11 protein-coding genes and 1 pseudogene are annotated in these 17869 nt (G+C 43.0%); 5 read left to right on the plus strand and 7 right to left on the minus strand.

The features are described 5' to 3' along the window. Positions 1 to 896: 896 nt before the first annotated feature. The gene (locus V7K49_RS18740; protein ID WP_334867910.1) at positions 897 to 1913 is read left to right on the plus strand and encodes a ribose-phosphate pyrophosphokinase; all 1017 of its coding nucleotides are present in this window, start codon (positions 897 to 899) and stop codon (positions 1911 to 1913) included. A 337-nt stretch (positions 1914 to 2250) separates the two neighbouring features. Here the strand turns inward: V7K49_RS18740 and V7K49_RS18745 are convergent, their stop codons facing one another. The 4 genes from V7K49_RS18745 to rsmI form a co-directional block, all read right to left on the minus strand. Continuing rightward, complete coding sequence (locus V7K49_RS18745; RefSeq protein WP_335206826.1) at positions 2251 to 5892, minus strand: response regulator; 3642 nt, start codon at positions 5890 to 5892, stop codon at positions 2251 to 2253. Positions 5893 to 6635: 743 nt separating this feature from the next. Beyond that, positions 6636 to 7547, minus strand: coding sequence for a hypothetical protein (locus tag V7K49_RS18750; RefSeq protein WP_335206827.1), 912 nt, complete (start codon positions 7545 to 7547; stop codon positions 6636 to 6638). A gap of 72 nt (positions 7548 to 7619) precedes the next feature. Next, on the minus strand, positions 7620 to 7901 hold the full coding sequence (locus V7K49_RS18755; protein ID WP_334867915.1) for a GlsB/YeaQ/YmgE family stress response membrane protein: 282 nt from the start codon (positions 7899 to 7901) through the stop codon (positions 7620 to 7622). A 429-nt stretch (positions 7902 to 8330) separates the two neighbouring features. Continuing rightward, on the minus strand, positions 8331 to 9191 hold the full coding sequence (rsmI, locus tag V7K49_RS18760) for a 16S rRNA (cytidine(1402)-2'-O)-methyltransferase (protein WP_334867917.1): 861 nt from the start codon (positions 9189 to 9191) through the stop codon (positions 8331 to 8333). A 151-nt stretch (positions 9192 to 9342) separates the two neighbouring features. Between rsmI and V7K49_RS18765 the strand changes: the two genes are divergently transcribed. The 4 genes from V7K49_RS18765 to V7K49_RS18780 all read left to right on the plus strand — a co-directional run bounded on the left by V7K49_RS18765 (position 9343) and on the right by V7K49_RS18780 (position 15808). Further along, on the plus strand, positions 9343 to 10401 hold the full coding sequence (locus V7K49_RS18765) for a sugar kinase (RefSeq protein WP_334867919.1): 1059 nt from the start codon (positions 9343 to 9345) through the stop codon (positions 10399 to 10401). 290 nt (positions 10402 to 10691) lie between these two features. After that, positions 10692 to 11552, plus strand: coding sequence for a 3'(2'),5'-bisphosphate nucleotidase CysQ family protein (locus V7K49_RS18770; protein ID WP_335206828.1), 861 nt, complete (start codon positions 10692 to 10694; stop codon positions 11550 to 11552). Between the two features lie 1089 nt (positions 11553 to 12641). Beyond that, positions 12642 to 14762 (plus strand): catalase, encoded by a 2121-nt coding sequence (locus V7K49_RS18775; RefSeq protein WP_335206829.1) that lies wholly within the window; start codon positions 12642 to 12644, stop codon positions 14760 to 14762. A gap of 320 nt (positions 14763 to 15082) precedes the next feature. Beyond that, the gene (locus V7K49_RS18780) at positions 15083 to 15808 is read left to right on the plus strand and encodes a hypothetical protein (RefSeq protein ID WP_335206831.1); all 726 of its coding nucleotides are present in this window, start codon (positions 15083 to 15085) and stop codon (positions 15806 to 15808) included. 249 nt (positions 15809 to 16057) lie between these two features. Here V7K49_RS18780 and V7K49_RS18785 read toward each other — a convergent pair whose 3' ends face one another. The 3 genes and pseudogenes from V7K49_RS18785 to V7K49_RS18795 all read right to left on the minus strand — a co-directional run. After that, complete coding sequence (locus V7K49_RS18785) at positions 16058 to 16945, minus strand: hypothetical protein (protein ID WP_334867929.1); 888 nt, start codon at positions 16943 to 16945, stop codon at positions 16058 to 16060. Positions 16946 to 16994: 49 nt separating this feature from the next. Next, positions 16995 to 17504 (minus strand): hypothetical protein, encoded by a 510-nt coding sequence (locus tag V7K49_RS18790; protein WP_335206832.1) that lies wholly within the window; start codon positions 17502 to 17504, stop codon positions 16995 to 16997. Between the two features lie 270 nt (positions 17505 to 17774). Further along, positions 17775 to 17869: pseudogene (locus tag V7K49_RS18795) on the minus strand (photosystem II protein D1); the annotation flags it as partial.

Consider the following 17869-nt stretch of genomic DNA (forward strand, 5'->3'; position numbering starts at 1 on the left):
TGGCTGTCTGGGGCGGGGCACATCAACAAAGAGGCAGGGAGCCAAGGAACAAACCTTGACCGAAGAGGCTCTTGAGCAGGCAGCAATCAGCAAGGGCAAGGATTTAGGATTCCCCTGGCAAAAGGGTTTGAGAGCAACCAAATTTATTTATGGAATGAAGTAAAAACATTTGTTTCGGGGTCTTGGCACGAGAAATAATCCGCAAAGCCGGAGACGCTCCGCCTCCGGTCCAAGTTTTCAGAGCCAATACATTTATGTATGACGTCTTCTCCCCTGCCCCTTGACCCTTTTCCTCTTCTCTGACCGCTTGGAACTGCTGTCAGCCCTGCGCCAGAACCCACGCAAGTGAGAGTTTGTTAATACCAATTCTATGTGAGCCTGTATAGAATAGTCCCTTTATCTAGCAAGGATTTCATAAAGAATAGATATAAGTACCAATGTGATCTGGGAATTTATTGGGTTAATTAAAACTAAAAATTAAGTCTGCTAGTTTATTTATTTACCGCTAGTATCATAGAATATAATCAGATACCTGTTTAACACTTAGTCGCAAGTGTTCTCCGGTCTAAAAACAAAGTTCAATATTACTTAAGTTGTAAATGCTTTACTGTCAGTTATAAATGAGGTAGTTAGAACAAGCAATCTATCACACCAATCTTTAGAGAGATTAGGGTCATTTACCTCAACCTAAAAAACTTGAAGTATAGACCTAGTAGACGGACTTGATGTCCGTTAAGCTATCAATAGTTTGCTTGCCAAGAAAATTAGACAGTTAGCAAATGATAATTATATGGAAAAATGTTTAAATTTGGTATGAAAGCTTCAAAAAAACTCACAGATGTTTTTTTAGGTGATTTCCTGATTAAATCTATTAAATCTCTAATGATAATATTGCTATGAATGCACATAGAGGAGCTGCTGTGCTCAGTTCTGCAACTTTCAAAATGCAACCATCTGCAACAGGACTGACTGATAATCATCGCCTGCGGCTATTTTCTGGCTCTGCCAATGTCCAACTGTCTCAAGAAGTCGCTCGTTATCTGGGCATGGACTTGGGGCCAATGATTCGCAAAAGATTTGCGGATGGAGAACTTTACGTTCAAATCCAAGAATCAATTAGGGGTTGTGATGTTTATTTAATCCAGCCATCTTGTCAACCCGTGAACGATCATTTGATGGAATTACTGATTATGGTTGACGCCTGTCGTCGAGCTTCTGCGCGACAGGTGACGGCAGTAATTCCCTACTATGGCTATGCCCGTGCCGATCGCAAAACGGCAGGACGAGAGTCAATAACCGCCAAGCTGGTTGCTAACTTGATTACCGAAGCAGGTGCCAACCGCGTTCTAGCAATGGATTTGCACTCGGCTCAAATTCAAGGCTATTTCGATATCCCCTTTGACCATGTTTACGGTTCGCCAGTATTGCTGGATTATTTAACAAGCAAACAACTGCCCGATCTTGTGGTTGTTTCCCCCGATGTTGGTGGTGTAGCACGAGCCAGAGCATTTGCGAAAAAGCTGAATGATGCTCCACTGGCAATTATTGACAAACGTCGTCAGGCACATAATGTTGCAGAAGTGTTAAATGTCATCGGCGATGTTAAAGGCAAAACGGCAGTGTTGGTGGATGACATGATCGACACTGGGGGAACGATCGCCGCAGGGGCGCGATTACTGCGTGAAGAAGGAGCGCGTCAAGTATACGCCTGTGCAACTCATGCAGTATTCTCTCCACCAGCGATGGAGCGGTTGTCCAGTGGCTTATTTGAAGAAGTCATTGTCACCAATACGATTCCCATACCAGAAAACAATCGTTTTCCACAATTAGTGGTGCTGTCAGTAGCTAATCTGTTAGGAGAAACTATCTGGCGGATTCATGAAGATACTTCAGTCAGTAGTATGTTCCGCTAACCGATAAAAGACTATCATTCGTCTTATAGGCATAAATTACCCACACTCACCCCTTCATCGGGTAAAGTGTGGGTTTTTAGCATCTCTAAAATTTCTGTACTGAGATTACAATATAAACAGTTCGAGTTTCCAAGCTGGGTTACAGAAAACTTTTTCTCTCCTTGACCCCTACCCTCATTCCCTACTCCCTTAGTACAGTTTTGCGTAAAAGCGTAGCGTTTTTAATGCATCGGGATGCATTGGCATTTCAGGGGGATACATTAACATTGCAGCCGATGCATTGGCATTGCAAGGTATTGCCAAATTTAATTCGCTACGAATTAATGAAATGCTGTACTTAGCGATACAGCCAAACCCGGAGTAGTGAAAGCAGTTGCTCAGTATCTACAGGTTTGGTGATGTAGTCAGAGGCTCCAGCTTCAATGCACTTTTCGCGATCACCTGGCATGGCTTTGGCAGTTAAAGCAATTATTGGTAGTGAGCGAAACTGTTGTTGCTGGTGGATGGCGCGGGTGGTTTCGTAACCATCCATTTCCGGCATCATGATATCCATCAAAACTATATTAATGTCAGGATTAGCTTGCAGCTTCTCTATGCCATCTCTGCCATTTTCGGCAAACAGCACTTGCATTTGATAGCTTTCTAAAAAGCTGGTGAGGGCAAAAATATTTCGCAGGTCATCATCCACAATCAGAATTTTCCGATTAGCTAGCACCGGATCAGTTTGGTGTAGTTGCTCTAGCATTTGACGCTTTGGTGGGGGCAAATTTGCTTGCACCCGATGCAAAAATAGGGCAGTTTCGTCTAACAACCGCTCTGGCGATCGCACATTTTTAATGATAATTGTCTCTGCTAGTCCCCGCAGTTGGGTTTCTTCTCGTCGGCTGAGTTCTTTGCCGGTGTAGATAATGATCGGCAGTTTCAAAAGCCTGGGTTCAAGCTTTATCTGCTCAATTAGTGCAAACCCGCTCATATCGGGCAGACCGAGATCCAATACCATACAATCAAAGTGATGCGATCGCAAAATCAAAAGTGCTTCTGCCCCCGTACCTACTGCTGTACTCTGGACATCACCATTACCGATCAGTTCGATAATGCTTTGGGCTTGTACGGGGTCATCTTCTACAATTAGGAGATTTTTTACCTGACGCTCAATAAAGCCTTTAATCTCAGTCAATACCTGAGTTAGCGCTTCTGGAGAGACGGGTTTTTGGAGATAGGTAATCGCTCCTAGCTGTAATCCCCGTTGCTGTCTTTCATCAACAGAAAGGATATGTACTGGGATGTGTCTGATGTCTGGGTTATGTTTCAGACGATCCAGCACCGTCCAACCATCCATCTCTGGCATATGGATATCTAGCATAATCGCATCGGGTTTAAACTCTTGCGCTAGTGCTAGCCCTTGTTTGCTCTGTAAAGCAACAATGGTTTTAAAGCCCTGCTCACGGGCCATATCTAGTAAGATGCGGGCAAATTTATCGTCATCTTCAATAATCAACAAAATGCGATCGCCCGGTTGAATTATTTCCCGGTCATCTGGGATTTCGTTGGCCAAGGTGGTAAGTACTTTCGCGGATGGAGAAGTGTCCACAGGGGATCTGTTTTCGACCATTGGCACTTCTTTTATGGTCGATGCTGTGCGGATAGAGGTGGTTGGCTCAGGGGGTGGTGTGGTGAGAGGATTTTTACCATTATTTTCCTGTCGCTTGGGCAAGTAAAGAGTGAAGGTGCTTCCCTGTCCTGGTTGGCTGACTAGTTCAATTCTCCCCCCCAAAAGTTGAGCCAGTTCGCGGCTGATGGACAAGCCTAAGCCAGTTCCCCCGTACTTGCGGCTAGTTGTGCCATCTGCCTGCTGAAATGCCTCGAAAATAATCTTCTGCTTCTCGACTGGAATGCCTATGCCCGTATCACTAACTGCAAAAGCAATCATCGGATTATCAAATTGAGCTGCCTCAGAAGACATACTAATTTGTAACTTCACGCCTCCCTTTTCAGTAAATTTAAAGGCGTTAGCCAGGAGATTTTTCAGCACTTGTTGCAGGCGTTTGGAGTCGTTAGAAATTGTCGGGGGTAACTTCTCATCCAGTTCAATAGTAAAACTGAGTTGTTTATTGTGGGCAACTTGCCGAAAAGTGTGCTCTATAGATGTCTCTAAATCTGCAAAAGCAATTTGCTCAATATCGAGCACCATAGTACCCGACTCAATTTTTGCCAAATCTAGAATGTCATTAATCAACTCCAGCAAATCAGTTCCAGCCGAGTAAATAGTCCGGCTGTACTCTACCTGTTTATCGGTCAAGTTGCTAAGAGAGTTATCTGCTAACAGCCTTGCTAAAATTAACAGGCTATTAAGCGGTGTCCGTAGCTCATGGGACATATTTGCGAGAAATTCCGACTTATATTTGGAAGACAACGCTAGTTGTTCAGCTTTTTCTTCCAAAGACTGCCTCGCCCGCTCAACTTCCTGGTTCTTGCGGGCAACTTCCCGATTTTGAACTTCTAACAATTCTGCCTTTTCTTCTAACTCCTCATTTAGTTGTTGTAATTCCTCGTTAGACTGCTTGACAATAAATTGTGATTCTTCTAACTCGTGCGCCTGTTCTTCTAGGCGTTGATTGCTCTGCTGTAGTTCATCTTGCTGGCTTTGCAGTTCCTCTGTTAAAGTAACAGACTCTTCAAGTAGTTGCTGAGTTTGCAATTGTGAGCCGATGTTATTTAAAAACACACCAAGGATTTCACTCAATTGCTCTAGAAATCTCAGGTGCAACTCGTTAAAAGGCCCAAAAGAGGCAAGTTCAATTACGGCACTCACCTGCGTCTCAAACAGTATAGGCAACACAATAATATTTAGCGGTGGAGCTTCTCCTAAGCCGGAACTGATGCGGATATAGTCACTAGGAACTTCCGTTAGGAGGATTCTTTGTTTTTCGAGGGCGGATTGTCCCACCAGTCCCTCACCCAAACGAAACTGATTTGCCAGATTTTTGCGTTCTTTATAAGCATAACTACTCAACAACTTCAATACAGGCTGGTCGTCTATTGAGTCCATAAAATAAAAAACGCCCTGCGATGCCCCAACCATTGGTGCTAAATTCGACAAGATCAGGCGAGACACACTTTCTAGATTTCGATGCCCTTGGAGCATCTGGGTAAATTCAGCCAAATTAGACTTTAGCCAATTTTGCTCGTCATTTTTTTGAGTTGTGTTTCGCAGATTAATGATCATCTGGTTGAAGGTGCGCGTTAATACGCCAATTTCATCCTGGCGATCGCTATGTGGTAAACTTACCGATAAATCCCCATCCGCTAACTTTTCTGCCGATTCCGAAACTCGCTTCAGCGGTACTGAGATATGTCTAGTCAGGATGAATCCGATCAAAGCCAAGATCAAAGAAAATAGGGGAATACTATAGACAATGCTAGCGAGCGTTTTTTTAGCAGCTGCTTGTGCCCTTTGAGAGCGCTGCTTCAGGAGTACATTCTCCTCATTTTCCATCGCCAAGATGACTTTGCGGATTTCACCCATCAGTTGCTTACCTTGGTCTGTCAGCACAACCTTCTGGGAAGCTTCAAAGCTTTGATTTTGGCGCAAGTCAATGGTTTCTTTAAGTTCAGCTAGCTTTTTAGCGATTAGTGGCTGTAAAATATCCAGTCGCCGCTGTTGGTTGGGGTTATCTGCCGTTAATCTCTGAAGTTCGTTGACTTTTTGATCCAATACATTAATGGCAATATTATAAGGTTCCAGATAGCTCTGTTTTCCAGTAATTACGTAACCACGTTGCCCAGTCTCAGCATTGGTTAGTTGCAAGTTCAGGTCTTCAAGCTGACTTAGCACCTGGTAGGTATGGTTTTCATTGACCGAAGTTTCAATTAGGTCATTGGTGCTTTGATAGGAGATTAGACCAATCGTGGTCAGAGTTACCAAACTCAGGGCAAAACTTACTCCAATCTTGGTTCCAATCTTCAAACTGTTCAACATTATTCCAGGCAGTTATTCCAATTATTTATATTTTTCGTACTCTTCGGATTATGTTTTAGTTATGTAAATTTCTAATATTTCGTTAACGTGGTATATGTCTAATTTTTTACACGCTAAACAAGATTAATTGTATCTTACAGCAGAATTCAAGTATTTGAACCACATCTGTCGTAGGGGCGCAAGGCCTTGCGCCCTTACCGCGTGGTCTATTTACCTGAAAATAGCTGTAATATAAATACCTTTACAAATACAACCTTCCCCCTCTAGTCGCACGCCAGATGCAACAAGAATGACTCGCCGCCCAACGCACTGGCTCCCCAAAGCATCGGGGAGACGGCGTTAGCCGGGGGTGAATTTTATTACAACTCATTTAAGATTGCTATAGTTTTAGATAAAACATTCAGATATTATAACTTTTTTCATTCAAAAAAAAGCAGTCAGTTATTTTTTTAATTGAATTTGCCAGTGGATAATTAATTATTAGATTATAAATTACAGAGCAGACTTTAACTAAAAAATGGTAATTTTTATGAGTGCAATAATTGACCTAGCAAGGCCCAAATTCTGCAAAGGGTAAGTTATCGTGAGCAGCCTTCTAGTGGTAAGTTAAGGTTACAAAAGGTAATTTATATCTATAAAATATGTAATTTATAGAACAATAAATATACTTGTACTATAAACTTTCTGAAATATGCAGAATCACGATATGCCATCAAACCTTTTGAGATTAACTTGAGGTTTCACTAGAAGTTAGTAGTAATCTGGCGATCGCTTCTAGCTGCATCAAGTTCAGATTGGCTATAGATACTAAAATGTTGGATGTTGTTACTCTCTAAAATAGCTTTTGCACCTGCTATGTAAATATCAGTGCTTTTTAGAACTACTACGTAATGGCTAAGGGACACTTCATGATCATAATATTTGGCTAGCTCATCAGGAATTCCTAAAGTGGTGTACTTATCTTGAGAACTGCTGATATTTACTTCCAAAATATCACTTAGGTTGCTTATATTTTTAGCAACTATAGATACTTGACTCATCGGAAAGCCAGCTAATCTCAGTTCAGTAAGCGCTCTTGCTGCGTCTTGGCGCGTATAAAAAACACCAACTGCTTGTCTATAGCGACTATTTGGGGTCGAGTATGGCTCATAAACACCCCACTGTTGAATATCACGGCGATTAAAAATCCTCTTAGCAAGACGAATTTCTATATCTATACCGGTTACAATCACCAAATAGTAACCTTTACACACAAGATCGCTGTAACCCTGTGCTTGCTCTTTAGGAATTCCTAAACTTAGCAAGATACCAGGCAAACCACCAGCTAAACTGGTAGCGATCGCTGTTGCTTGTGCTCCGGCTAGGATGACTCGGCCTATACCAGGAATTACCCAGACGACTAAACCGACTAATAAACCAGTAAGACCGCCTAAAGCACTACCAGTAACGGCTCTAGCAGCATATTTTGAGGATATATTGCCGGTGCGCTCTTTAACTTCAACACCAGCAATATCACTTTGTTCTTCTGCATTCCGTGCAATTACAGAAACATTATGCATTGGAAAATTAGAAGCTTTTAGTTCCTGAAGTGCCAATTGTGCATCGGAACATTTAGCGAAAACTCCTATGGTTCTTCGCTCATTTTCTAATGTCATTTTATCGGTTGATTGCAACTAGAAGTGATTCCCAAGACTGTTAGCTAATTTGAGGTAATAGACATCAGGTAATTACACAGCTCGACGAGTAAATAAACCCCAAAGGAAAATCAGTAGCATCGCACCAAGAACAGCAAATAAAATGCTTCCAAGGGAAAAAGCTCCTACAGATGCGGCGGCTGCCGAACCACTTCCTAGCAAAGTTTGACCCAAATAACCCCCGACTACGGCTCCAAGGATTCCTAAGACAATGGTGGAGAGAATACCGCCACCTTGGGTTCCAGGATAAAATAACTTAGCTAAGGCACCTGCAATTAAACCCAAAACCAGCCAAGCAATAATGTTAGTAATCATATAATTTTTCCTTCGGGAGAATGTGGTTTGTTTGGTCTTGACTATTCCATCTTAAAGTTTTTCGACAAATTTTTTGATCTATCTAGAGAACTAATATCAAAAATCTTTAGATATCATTTGTATATTCACCAGGTAGTCTTTAAGGATGAATATATGAATTAGTAACAATAATGTATTTGGTATAGTAGTCATACTTTCTTTACTTTAACTATATGATCCAAGTTTGGCTGCTTTGTAATCGTTGATTCAGGTGATGCCTGCGGTTTTGCTAGCCTACGCACATGAAAATTTAACTAGAAGTTACGCACAACCATAACTTCTAGCCGGAAGCATCTTAACCTTTGCAAATATTGTGATTTTCTCAAAGCGGTAAGTAGGCAGGCATAATGACATATGATATTTATTTACACCCATCCACTTATTAGCTGTTCAAGACTCAGGAGTAAGGACTATAGAAAGAGCTAGTTGATAGAGTTGGCGACGGGGAAGGAAAGTAGCTTTTGCTAACTGACGGCTAGCTTGCGATCGCGATATTCCCTGACTAATTAACTGTTGCAATTCGGCTTTCAATTGCTCTTGTGTCAGTTGGGGCTGACTGGGTGGAATTCCTGCCACTACTAATGTATATTCACCTTGGGGTTCTCGTTCGCTGTAGTGAGCGATCGCTTCGGCAATTGTCCCCCGCCAAAATTCCTCATACAATTTTGTTAACTCCCGCCCTAACACGATTTGGCGATCGCTTCCCCAAACGTCTGCTAAGTCTTGCAAAGTTTCTCGTAAGCGGTGGGGCGATTCGTAGAAAATCAATGTGCGAGATTCTGTTTGCAGAGATTCTAAATGTTCTTGTCTGTGTTGACTTTTCGCTGGCAGAAAGCCTTCAAAGACAAACCGATCCGTTGGTAATCCCGCTGCACTCAAAGCGGTAATTGCTGCACTAGCACCAGGAATAGGAACTACTGGAATTCCCGCCTCAATACAGGCTTTCACCAGTTCATATCCAGGATCGGAAATACCTGGCATCCCAGCATCACTCACAAGGGCGATCGCTTTATTGTTAACTAAATGCTCTAATAATTCTGAGATGCGACTGGTACGATTATGTTCGTGGTAACTCACCTGGGGTGTTTTAACTTGAAAATGCTGTAGCAGTTTTCCTGTGTGACGCGTGTCTTCCGCCGCAATGATATCCACAGTCTGCAAAATTCGCACCGCCCGAAAGGTAATATCTTCTAGATTGCCAATTGGTGTGCCGACGACGTAAAGTGTTCCTGGTTTTGGATCGGTTTGCATGAGCAAGAGTTAGGAGTCATTCAATTTTAGATTTTAGATTTTAGATTTTAGATTTTTATTTCAATTTAAAATCCAAAATTCAAAATCAAAAATTAGTGGAGTTAGGAGTTATGAACAACAATTTATACAGCTATACGAACATATATGACAAATGACTAATCCAAAATCCAAAATCGTTCGACTGAGCGTACCCCTGCGGGGAAGCAAGCTACGCGCAGCGTCTGGTAGAGAAGCCGAAGTCCAAAATCGTTCGACTGAGCGATTTGCCTTGAGCATCTCGGCTACTTCGGCTGCGCTCAGTACAAGTCCGCTCGATCGAACCGAAGCCGAAAAAAGCCGAAGTCCAAAATCGGCTCATGGTTTATTTGTAGGTTTAGTAACCTTGGATTTGATTTACCTTGCTGACTCTGCCCCTAAGAATAATCAGAAGATTGTTGCTACTGACTATACTGTAGCAGCAGGTGGCCCAGCTACAAACGCGGCTGTGACTTTCAATTATTTAGGAAATCAGGCTACAGTCTTGGGTGTAGTGGGTTCTCACACCATGACGCAGCTAATTCGAGCTGATTTGGCAAATTACAAAGTTGCGATCGCAGACCTTGAGCCTACCACTGATTTAGCACCGCCTGTCTCTTCGATCATTGTCACCCAAGCCACGGGTGAACGAGCTGTGGTTTCGATCAATGCTGTCAAAACTCAAGCCAGCAGCGCATCTATCCCGTCAGATATTTTGCAAAATGTCGATATAGTACTGATTGATGGACATCAGATGGCGGTTAGTTATTCCATAGCCCAAATGGCTAAAGCCAAGAATATCCCAGTAGTAATTGATGGTGGTAGTTGGAAAGCAGGATTTGAGCAAGTTCTGCCATTTGTAGATTATGCCATTTGTTCGGCTAATTTTTATCCCCCCAATTGCCAGACTGGAGAGGAGGTTTTTGCCTATCTGGGCGGATTTTACATTCCTTACATCGCCATTACCCACGGACAAAAACCAATTGAATACTTAAGTTGCACTAAAACTGGTATCGTAGATGTGCCACAGGTGCAAGCGGTTGATACATTAGGGGCTGGAGACATTTTCCACGGTGCCTTTTGTGATTATATTTTAAGGGAAAGTTTTACTGATGCCCTGGCACTGGCAGCTAATATTGCTGCTGATTCGTGCAAGTTTTTTGGTAGCCGACGCTGGATGGATTTAAAGGGCTGAGTAGTCGGCTTAGGGACTGACGAAAAATAAATTATCCAAAATTATTTGTACATTTGTAGGGGATCTTGGCCTTGCGCCCCTACGATGGGATGTTTTTTTAACTGGAAGTCCCTAATCCGTTGCAATGCCAATGTATGCCGATGCATTGTGAATGCGTCCCGATACAACGCCAATGTATGCCGATGCATTGTGAATGCGTCCCGATACAATGTTAATGCGTTCCTCTGCATTAAAAACACTACGCTTTTAAGCAAAACTGTACTTAGTAAAGTTATATAAGGTCAAATTTAATGAAAGACTTACAAGAAATATTAGCGATCGCTCGTGAGGTAGGTTGGGGAGCAGCAGATATCCTGCGATCGTATTACCACGGCACTGCAAAAGACCCTAACTTAGAAGTACAATACAAACAGAATGAGCCTGTTACCGTTGCCGATGTCGCTGTGAGTCAATACATTTTGCAGAGGCTACAAGCAACTTTGGGTAATGAAGATTTTGCTTACATCAGCGAAGAAACCTATCAATCGCCAAGTCCGGGCGCACACCCTTCTCCCCCTTGGGTATGGATAATTGACCCTTTGGATGGCACACGAGACTTTATTAAAAAAACTGGGGACTATGCGGTTCACATTGCTTTAGTCAAGGAAACACGCCCAGTGTTGGCAGTGGTGGCACTACCAGAGGCTCAAAAGTTATATTACGCGATTAAAGGTGGGGGTACATTTGTAGAAACGCGTGATCGATCTGTTCCTTTACAAGTGTCGTCAGGCAAACGAGTTGAGGATTTAACCTTAGTCGTTAGTCGCTCTCACCGCAACCAACGCTTAGATTACTTACTACAAAACTTACCTTGTCAAAATCAGAAAGCTGTGGGTAGTGTCGGCTGCAAAATCGCCACTATTGTCGAGCAACAGGCAGATATCTACATTTCCCTTTCCGGTAAGTCTGCGCCCAAAGACTGGGATATGGCAGCACCAGAACTGATTTTAACAGAAGCTGGTGGTAAATTTACCCACTTCGACGGCACCGCATTGCAGTATAACATCGGTGATATCAATCAATGGGGAGGTTTGCTGGCTAGTAACGGTGAATATCACGAGCTGCTGTGTAAGGAAGCAGAAAGGATTTTAGCGCAGTTTGAGCATAGCTAATGGGGCGAGGATGAATATTTTTTAATTTGCTTTTAAAACACTCAGTCATGGTATAATTAGTCCTACTACCGATAATAATCTTTACTCATTAGTCCACAGCTTAATTTTCAAGACACTAAATAACTGTGCGATTGGTAGCTGGGGTGGTGGTAATGCCCGCCGCAACAGTAATCGCTACTAAGTCGATTCCTGAAAATTTCACATTTAGAGTCTCCAGCAGATAAAGTTAAAGGCTTCACTCTGCTGGAACATTTGATTTTGTATCTAACCTTGAACTATTCATCCACATTAAGGAGGAATGAGAATGACACAAGTAGTTTTAGGGGAGAATGAAGGTATGCTAAAAGTTTAAACAGAATATAGTCTAATATAGTCAAGTATAATCGGAGAGATTGAACTTGGCATGAAATTGTCTGACTACTAACAAGTGCAAGTAAATTTGCCTTTCCATTTGACATCCAGCCAGCATCTCTTCATCGTGGACATACCTCTGCCAAGCTACAAGTAATTAGACATACATATATAAATAAACAACATTGCCCGTAGTAGCGCTGTATTTGTTTTCAGCGCTATTAACCGTATATATTTTAAATTACGTAAAAATTATTATACTAAAGACGTATGTAATTATTTTCTACCATTTGAGTTAAATTAATAGCCAAGCAGCCAAAACAAAGCAATTACCATGTTGCTTCAACGCCAACGTTTTGCTTAACTCTTTTGTATTCATAATCACATCTGCATTTAGCAGTAGTTTATTCGGTTCAATAACTTAGGCATTACTGACCAATGCTAGAGGCAGGATTGCTTCTAGCTTTTTAAGATTAATAAGGTAACCAACTATAACGGCGTGACTCATGAATTCTTTGGCATCCGAGCAATGCTAGATAAGGCGAAGCAGGCGGTTAGGGAACCGGCAAATCGTACTCTCTTAGAGAAGATAGTAGAGTCGCTTTCAGTGACTCGCCTTAAAAGGCATGAGGAGCGGCAACGATCTATCACGGCAGACTCATTTACCTGCTAAACAAAATTAATTAATAGGCCACGCAAATTAATTCAACTGTTAAATAGCACTTCACAATACCTAACATGACTGAACACAATCCGATCAACGAGCAAAGCAAACAGAAGGATTTAGACTCTTCTCGTCAAGAAGCCGGGGAATATTTGACCACCAATCAGGGAGTCCGGGTTAGCAATACAAATGATTCCCTCAAAGCTGGATCGCGTGGGCCTACATTGATAGAAGACTTTCACTTCCGCGAGAAGCTGGCACACCTTGACCGAGAGCGGATTCCAGAGCGGGTGGTTCATGCGCGAGGAGCAGGTGTTCATGGGTACTTCCAGCCTTATGAATCCCTGGCAGAGTATACAAAGGCAAAATTTCTCCAAGATCCCTCCGTTAAAACTCCGGTCTTCGTTCGATTTTCGACGGTTGTCGGGTTTCGCGGTTCAGCTGATACCGCCCGCGATGTGCGCGGATTTTCTGTCAGATTCTACACTGAAGATGGCAACTATGATATAGTCGGCAACAATATTCCGGTGTTTTTTATCCAAGATGCCATCAAGTTTCCTGACTTGGTTCATGCTCTTAAACCCGAACCACACAACGAGATACCCCAAGCGGGAACTGCTCATGATAACTTCTGGGACTTCATCTCGCTGATGCCGGAATCAATGCACATGATTATGTGGATACTGTCTGATCGCACCCTTCCCAGAAGCTACCGCATGATGCAAGGGTTTGGTATTCACACTTTCCGTTTTGTCAACGAACAAGGCAAAGCAAGGTTTGTGAAATTTCATTGGAAGCCGATTCTGGGCGTGCATTCGATGGTGTGGGATGAGGCGCAGAAAGCAGGCGGAAAAGACCCTGATTTTCATCGCCGCGATTTAGGGGACGCGATCGAAATGGGCGATTATCCGGAATTTGAACTTGGTGTGCAGATTGTCGAGGAAGAGGACGAATTTAAATTTGATTTTGATATCCTTGATTCCACCAAGCTCATTCCCGAAGAACTGGTTCCTGTGAAGCCAATCGGCAAAATGGTACTCAACCGCAACCCAGACAACTACTTTGCCGAAACCGAACAAGTTGCTTTCCAACCTGCCAATATTGTACCGGGCATCGACTTCTCGGATGACCCACTGCTGCAAGGTCGGATCTTCTCCTACGCTGATACGCAAGTACACCGTTTGGGAAGCGCAAATTATACCGATCTACCAATTAACCGCCCCGTTTGTCCGTTCGATAATAACCAACGGGACGGCGTTATGCAGTACAAAATTCCCACTTCAAAGGTGAACTACTACCCCAATTCCCTCGGTAATGGTTGCCCGATGACGGCTCCGGAAAATCTCGGCGGCTTTGTCAGCTATCAAGAGCGGATGGAAGGTAATAAAATCCGAGAACGCAGCCCTAGTTTCCAAGACCACTTCAGTCAGGCGACCTTATTCTGGAACAGTTTGTCTGATCCGGAGAAAGAACACTTGGTGAAAGCCGCACATTTTGAGCTGGGCAAAGTGATGAACCCCGCCGTCAAAGAGCGGATGCTGGAGTTATTTAACTCTGTCGATCATCAGTTGGTAACCCGCATTGCTGAAGGACTGGGCTTACCTGCTCCTACAGAAGTAACACCAAATCATGGGCAGAAATCTCCGGCGCTCAGTATCCAAACCATGCAGGAGTTGATGCCAGAAAAAACGATTAAGAGTCGCCGGATTGCAATTCTAGCGGCGGATGGTGTAAATGCTCAGGAACTGGGCGCACTCCAGCAGGCACTAATGCAGCAGGGCGCTCATGCGAAGGTCGTTGCGACTCATGGCGGTAAAATTAAAGGCGATGATGGTCAGGAGATCCCGGTTGAGATGACCTTTGTGACGGCTGCTTCTGTGATGTTTGATGCGGTATATGTACCTGGTGGAGCGCAGAGTATCAAGATGCTCAAGCAGCAGGGAGAAGCAGTTCACTTCATTAACGAGGCATTTAAACACTGTAAAGCGATCGCCGCTACGAGCGAAGGTGTCGAATTACTATCGATGGCTAATCTTGAGGGCGTGAAGTTGTCACAGGATGGGGTGCGCTCTGAAATGGGTGTGGTAACTTGTCGCCAAGCCTCTGACTTGAAATCGATAGCTGATGATTTTATCAATGCGATCGCTCAACATCGCTATTGGATGAGATTTCAAAAGGAAATGGTACCTGCATAGCCACTTGCTTGACTTTGTGAACGGTAACTAATCCTAAATTGGACAGAAGCAGGGTAAACCTAACTTCTGTCCTTTCCATTTTTACAGCCGACATATATATATTCTTATTTAGAGAAGTTTATTGATATTAAGTTAAATAGCCGTATGTTTAATGCACCGTTGTGCGCCCCTACCTTCTAGCTCATTCCACAAAGAAGCGCTATAGTTTGTTGAGTTCCATTTGCGGAACTTGCAGGAATATAAATTTATTCTTCCTGTATACCCATAAAGTATTGTAAATATCGTTAGTCTGCAATCATTGGCTCTAAATTTTTAAGAAAATGTTACGACTTTATCATTTATTACTAGGTTCTATTTTGCTGGTGTTAATACCACTGGGAGCAAAATTTGTTCTCCCCCAATTTTCTCCACCCAAAGAGGTAAAATCTCCTACCGTTGTAAAACTTCCCAACCCTAATGAGGAAAATATCTGGCAGAAAATCCTGGGAAATGCCGTTACTCCAACTAACTGGCAAATTGCTGCTTGTAAGGGAAATGCGCCTTTATTGTGTGTCTCCTCCAAAGGGGAACGTTTGGGTACAGTTGAGATTAACGTTTACCCACTAGCAAACAATGAGGATTTTCAAAAGAAACTCGTAGCAGCTGGTATTCCACCTGGTTCCCAAGTGGACTACCAAAGTTCCAAATACCAAACCCAGGTATTACTAGCGCTCAAGGCTTGGGTTGCAGACCAATACGCTGCTTTTGCGAAAGACCGTCAGGGTAAATATGGAAAACAGATTACTTTCTCAGCCTATCCACCGCAACCAGTACCCGTTGGTAAGCTTCAGGGAATCCGCTATGGGTTTGCCGGACTTAAGCAAAAAGGTGGAGTACAAGAGCAATATATTGGTCATGTTGCTTTTGATGGCACTAAACTTAAACTTTACGTCATTACCACTGCATTTGACACAGGTACGCAAACAGGTAAGTTTGAGAAACTGGAAAACTTGGCTATTTTTCAACCTTACTTATATGCGATCGCAGCAGATTTACGTTTACCCTAATAGGCATGGGGCATGAGGCATTGGGCAATTCAATTTTGAATTTTGGATTGATGATAGCGCAGCGTAAAGCCTGCGGCATGGCTTTGCTTAGAGCGAGTCCGCGTACCCCTTCGGGGAAGCAAGCTACGCGCAGCGTCTCGTAAGAGAGCGTCTTTTAGATTAAATTTCAATCTAAAATCCAAAATCGTTCGACTGAGCGTAGCTCAAGTCTAAAATCTAAAATTCCCACTCCCCAGCCCCCTAATCAACCTAAATTTCAGCCACCGCCCGTTCAATCAAGCGGCGTGCTAAAGTTTGCGTGCCGGTGTGTTCATAATAATTCGTTGTTACATCCAGGAACGCTGCGAGGTAGTCTAACTTGTCATCGGCAATATCGACAAAACTTTGCAAATTGCCAACTACCTTTTGTGGCGTTAAATTATTGGTGCTGACAATATCACTCATCCAACCTTTAACTGAGTCAAAGCTTTCGCCGATAAAATTGAGTTTACTACTAGCATTGTCCCCTGGAATCACATCTTTGATGTTGTGGAAAGTCGAATTTTTTTCTAACTCCTGTGGATTTGTTTGATTAAGCCCGGATATCGCTTTGCTGATGAAGTCTGGGCCCAGAGGGATCAAACCATCAACACAAACTAATGCCACCATGCGGATGAGTGACTCACCACTATACTCACCTAAAGAGACGACAAAATCCCCAATACTGTCGCCAGGAATGCCGTTAATTTGGCAGAAGGCTACCAACTCAGCCACTAATTTTAATGTCAAATCAATGGTTTGGGCTTTGTCTGGTTTGGGAGTGACAGAGTTTAAAAAACCCAATAAAGGAATTTTTTCGCCAACTTTGTTAGCTAAAGCTGCTGCGCCAAGCGCTTTATCTGTACCATCAACGGTTTGATATAGCCACAAAGCTGTTTGGTATCCTTGAGATTTGTCGTTGAATAGATAAATCGCTCTTTCACCAATTTGCTGAATTAAATCTTCGTCGTCTTCGCCAGTGACGGTCTTAATAGTATTGACAAAACCGACAGTATTTTGCCACTGGCCAGGAGCAACAAAATCGAGGGAATTCAACATAGAAATGGTCAAGCCGCTAGTTGGCAATTGATCAACCAACTCAAAAATCGATTTGCTCACAAAAATCTCCTTATTTAGGTTTTGTTATCTTTAATGTCGGTAATGTAGCTCATTTCAGGCTAGCCAGACGACTAAGATTAAACTTCTCTAGCCAATCTGCGCGATCGCTAGCTGTAAATGACGAATCGCGAGAAAGTGCTTTTACTTGGTACTTTCCTACCAAAATTGCAGTTTGCGTCTTACCAACTTCTACTGCGGGATAACCGCCAATTTTTTTGGTGCTTTTCGAGAACTTGGCTGCTGTACTTGGTGTACTGGTGGTATCAGAAATAGACAGCAACGCTACTTCTTTACCGCCTTTTTTCAACTTCGCTTCCGCAAAGCCTTTTTTCTCTTGGGTATAGACGCGCTGGTAGCCATCACCTGCATTAGGGAAAAGTTTATTAAATTCGCTACCCTGAGTTGCGGTCTTAGTCACCGCTTGACCCTTTCTTTGTTGAGTACTTTCTTTTTGCGTCTGGTCAAAACGTCCAGGTGCTTTTGCAGTACAGGCTGTTGTCAGTAGTACCACTGACAGCAACAAAGCAGCTACCACTTTCCGCCCACGGTGTAAAATCATTTTCGGCTTCTCCTTATACTTGAGCTTTGAGGCAATTATCTGCGCTGCTAGCAATTATTACCCGTAAAATTTACTTTTTGATCATTATTGCCTAAGTTCTGAACTATAGCGGTCTAGTTTTGGTGCAACACCGATCAATATTTTTGCACTTCAAAAAAGTGTCCAATGCCATGCTTAATGTCCCAATTAACCCAATGCAAAAACGCCCCCCCTTTCGGGAGAGCGTCTTTTACTTATAGATAAGTGTGAAGAGCGGATATCAAATTATGATTAACCGTTGATAGCAGGAGCGGTTAGAGCTACAGGAGCAAAGTCACCTGCTGCCAAATCTAGGGGGAAGTTGTGAGCATTGCGCTCGTGCATCA

Origin of the sequence: Nostoc sp. (assembly GCF_036919675.1) — a bacterium.
Taxonomy (GTDB): domain Bacteria; phylum Cyanobacteriota; class Cyanobacteriia; order Cyanobacteriales; family Nostocaceae; genus Nostoc.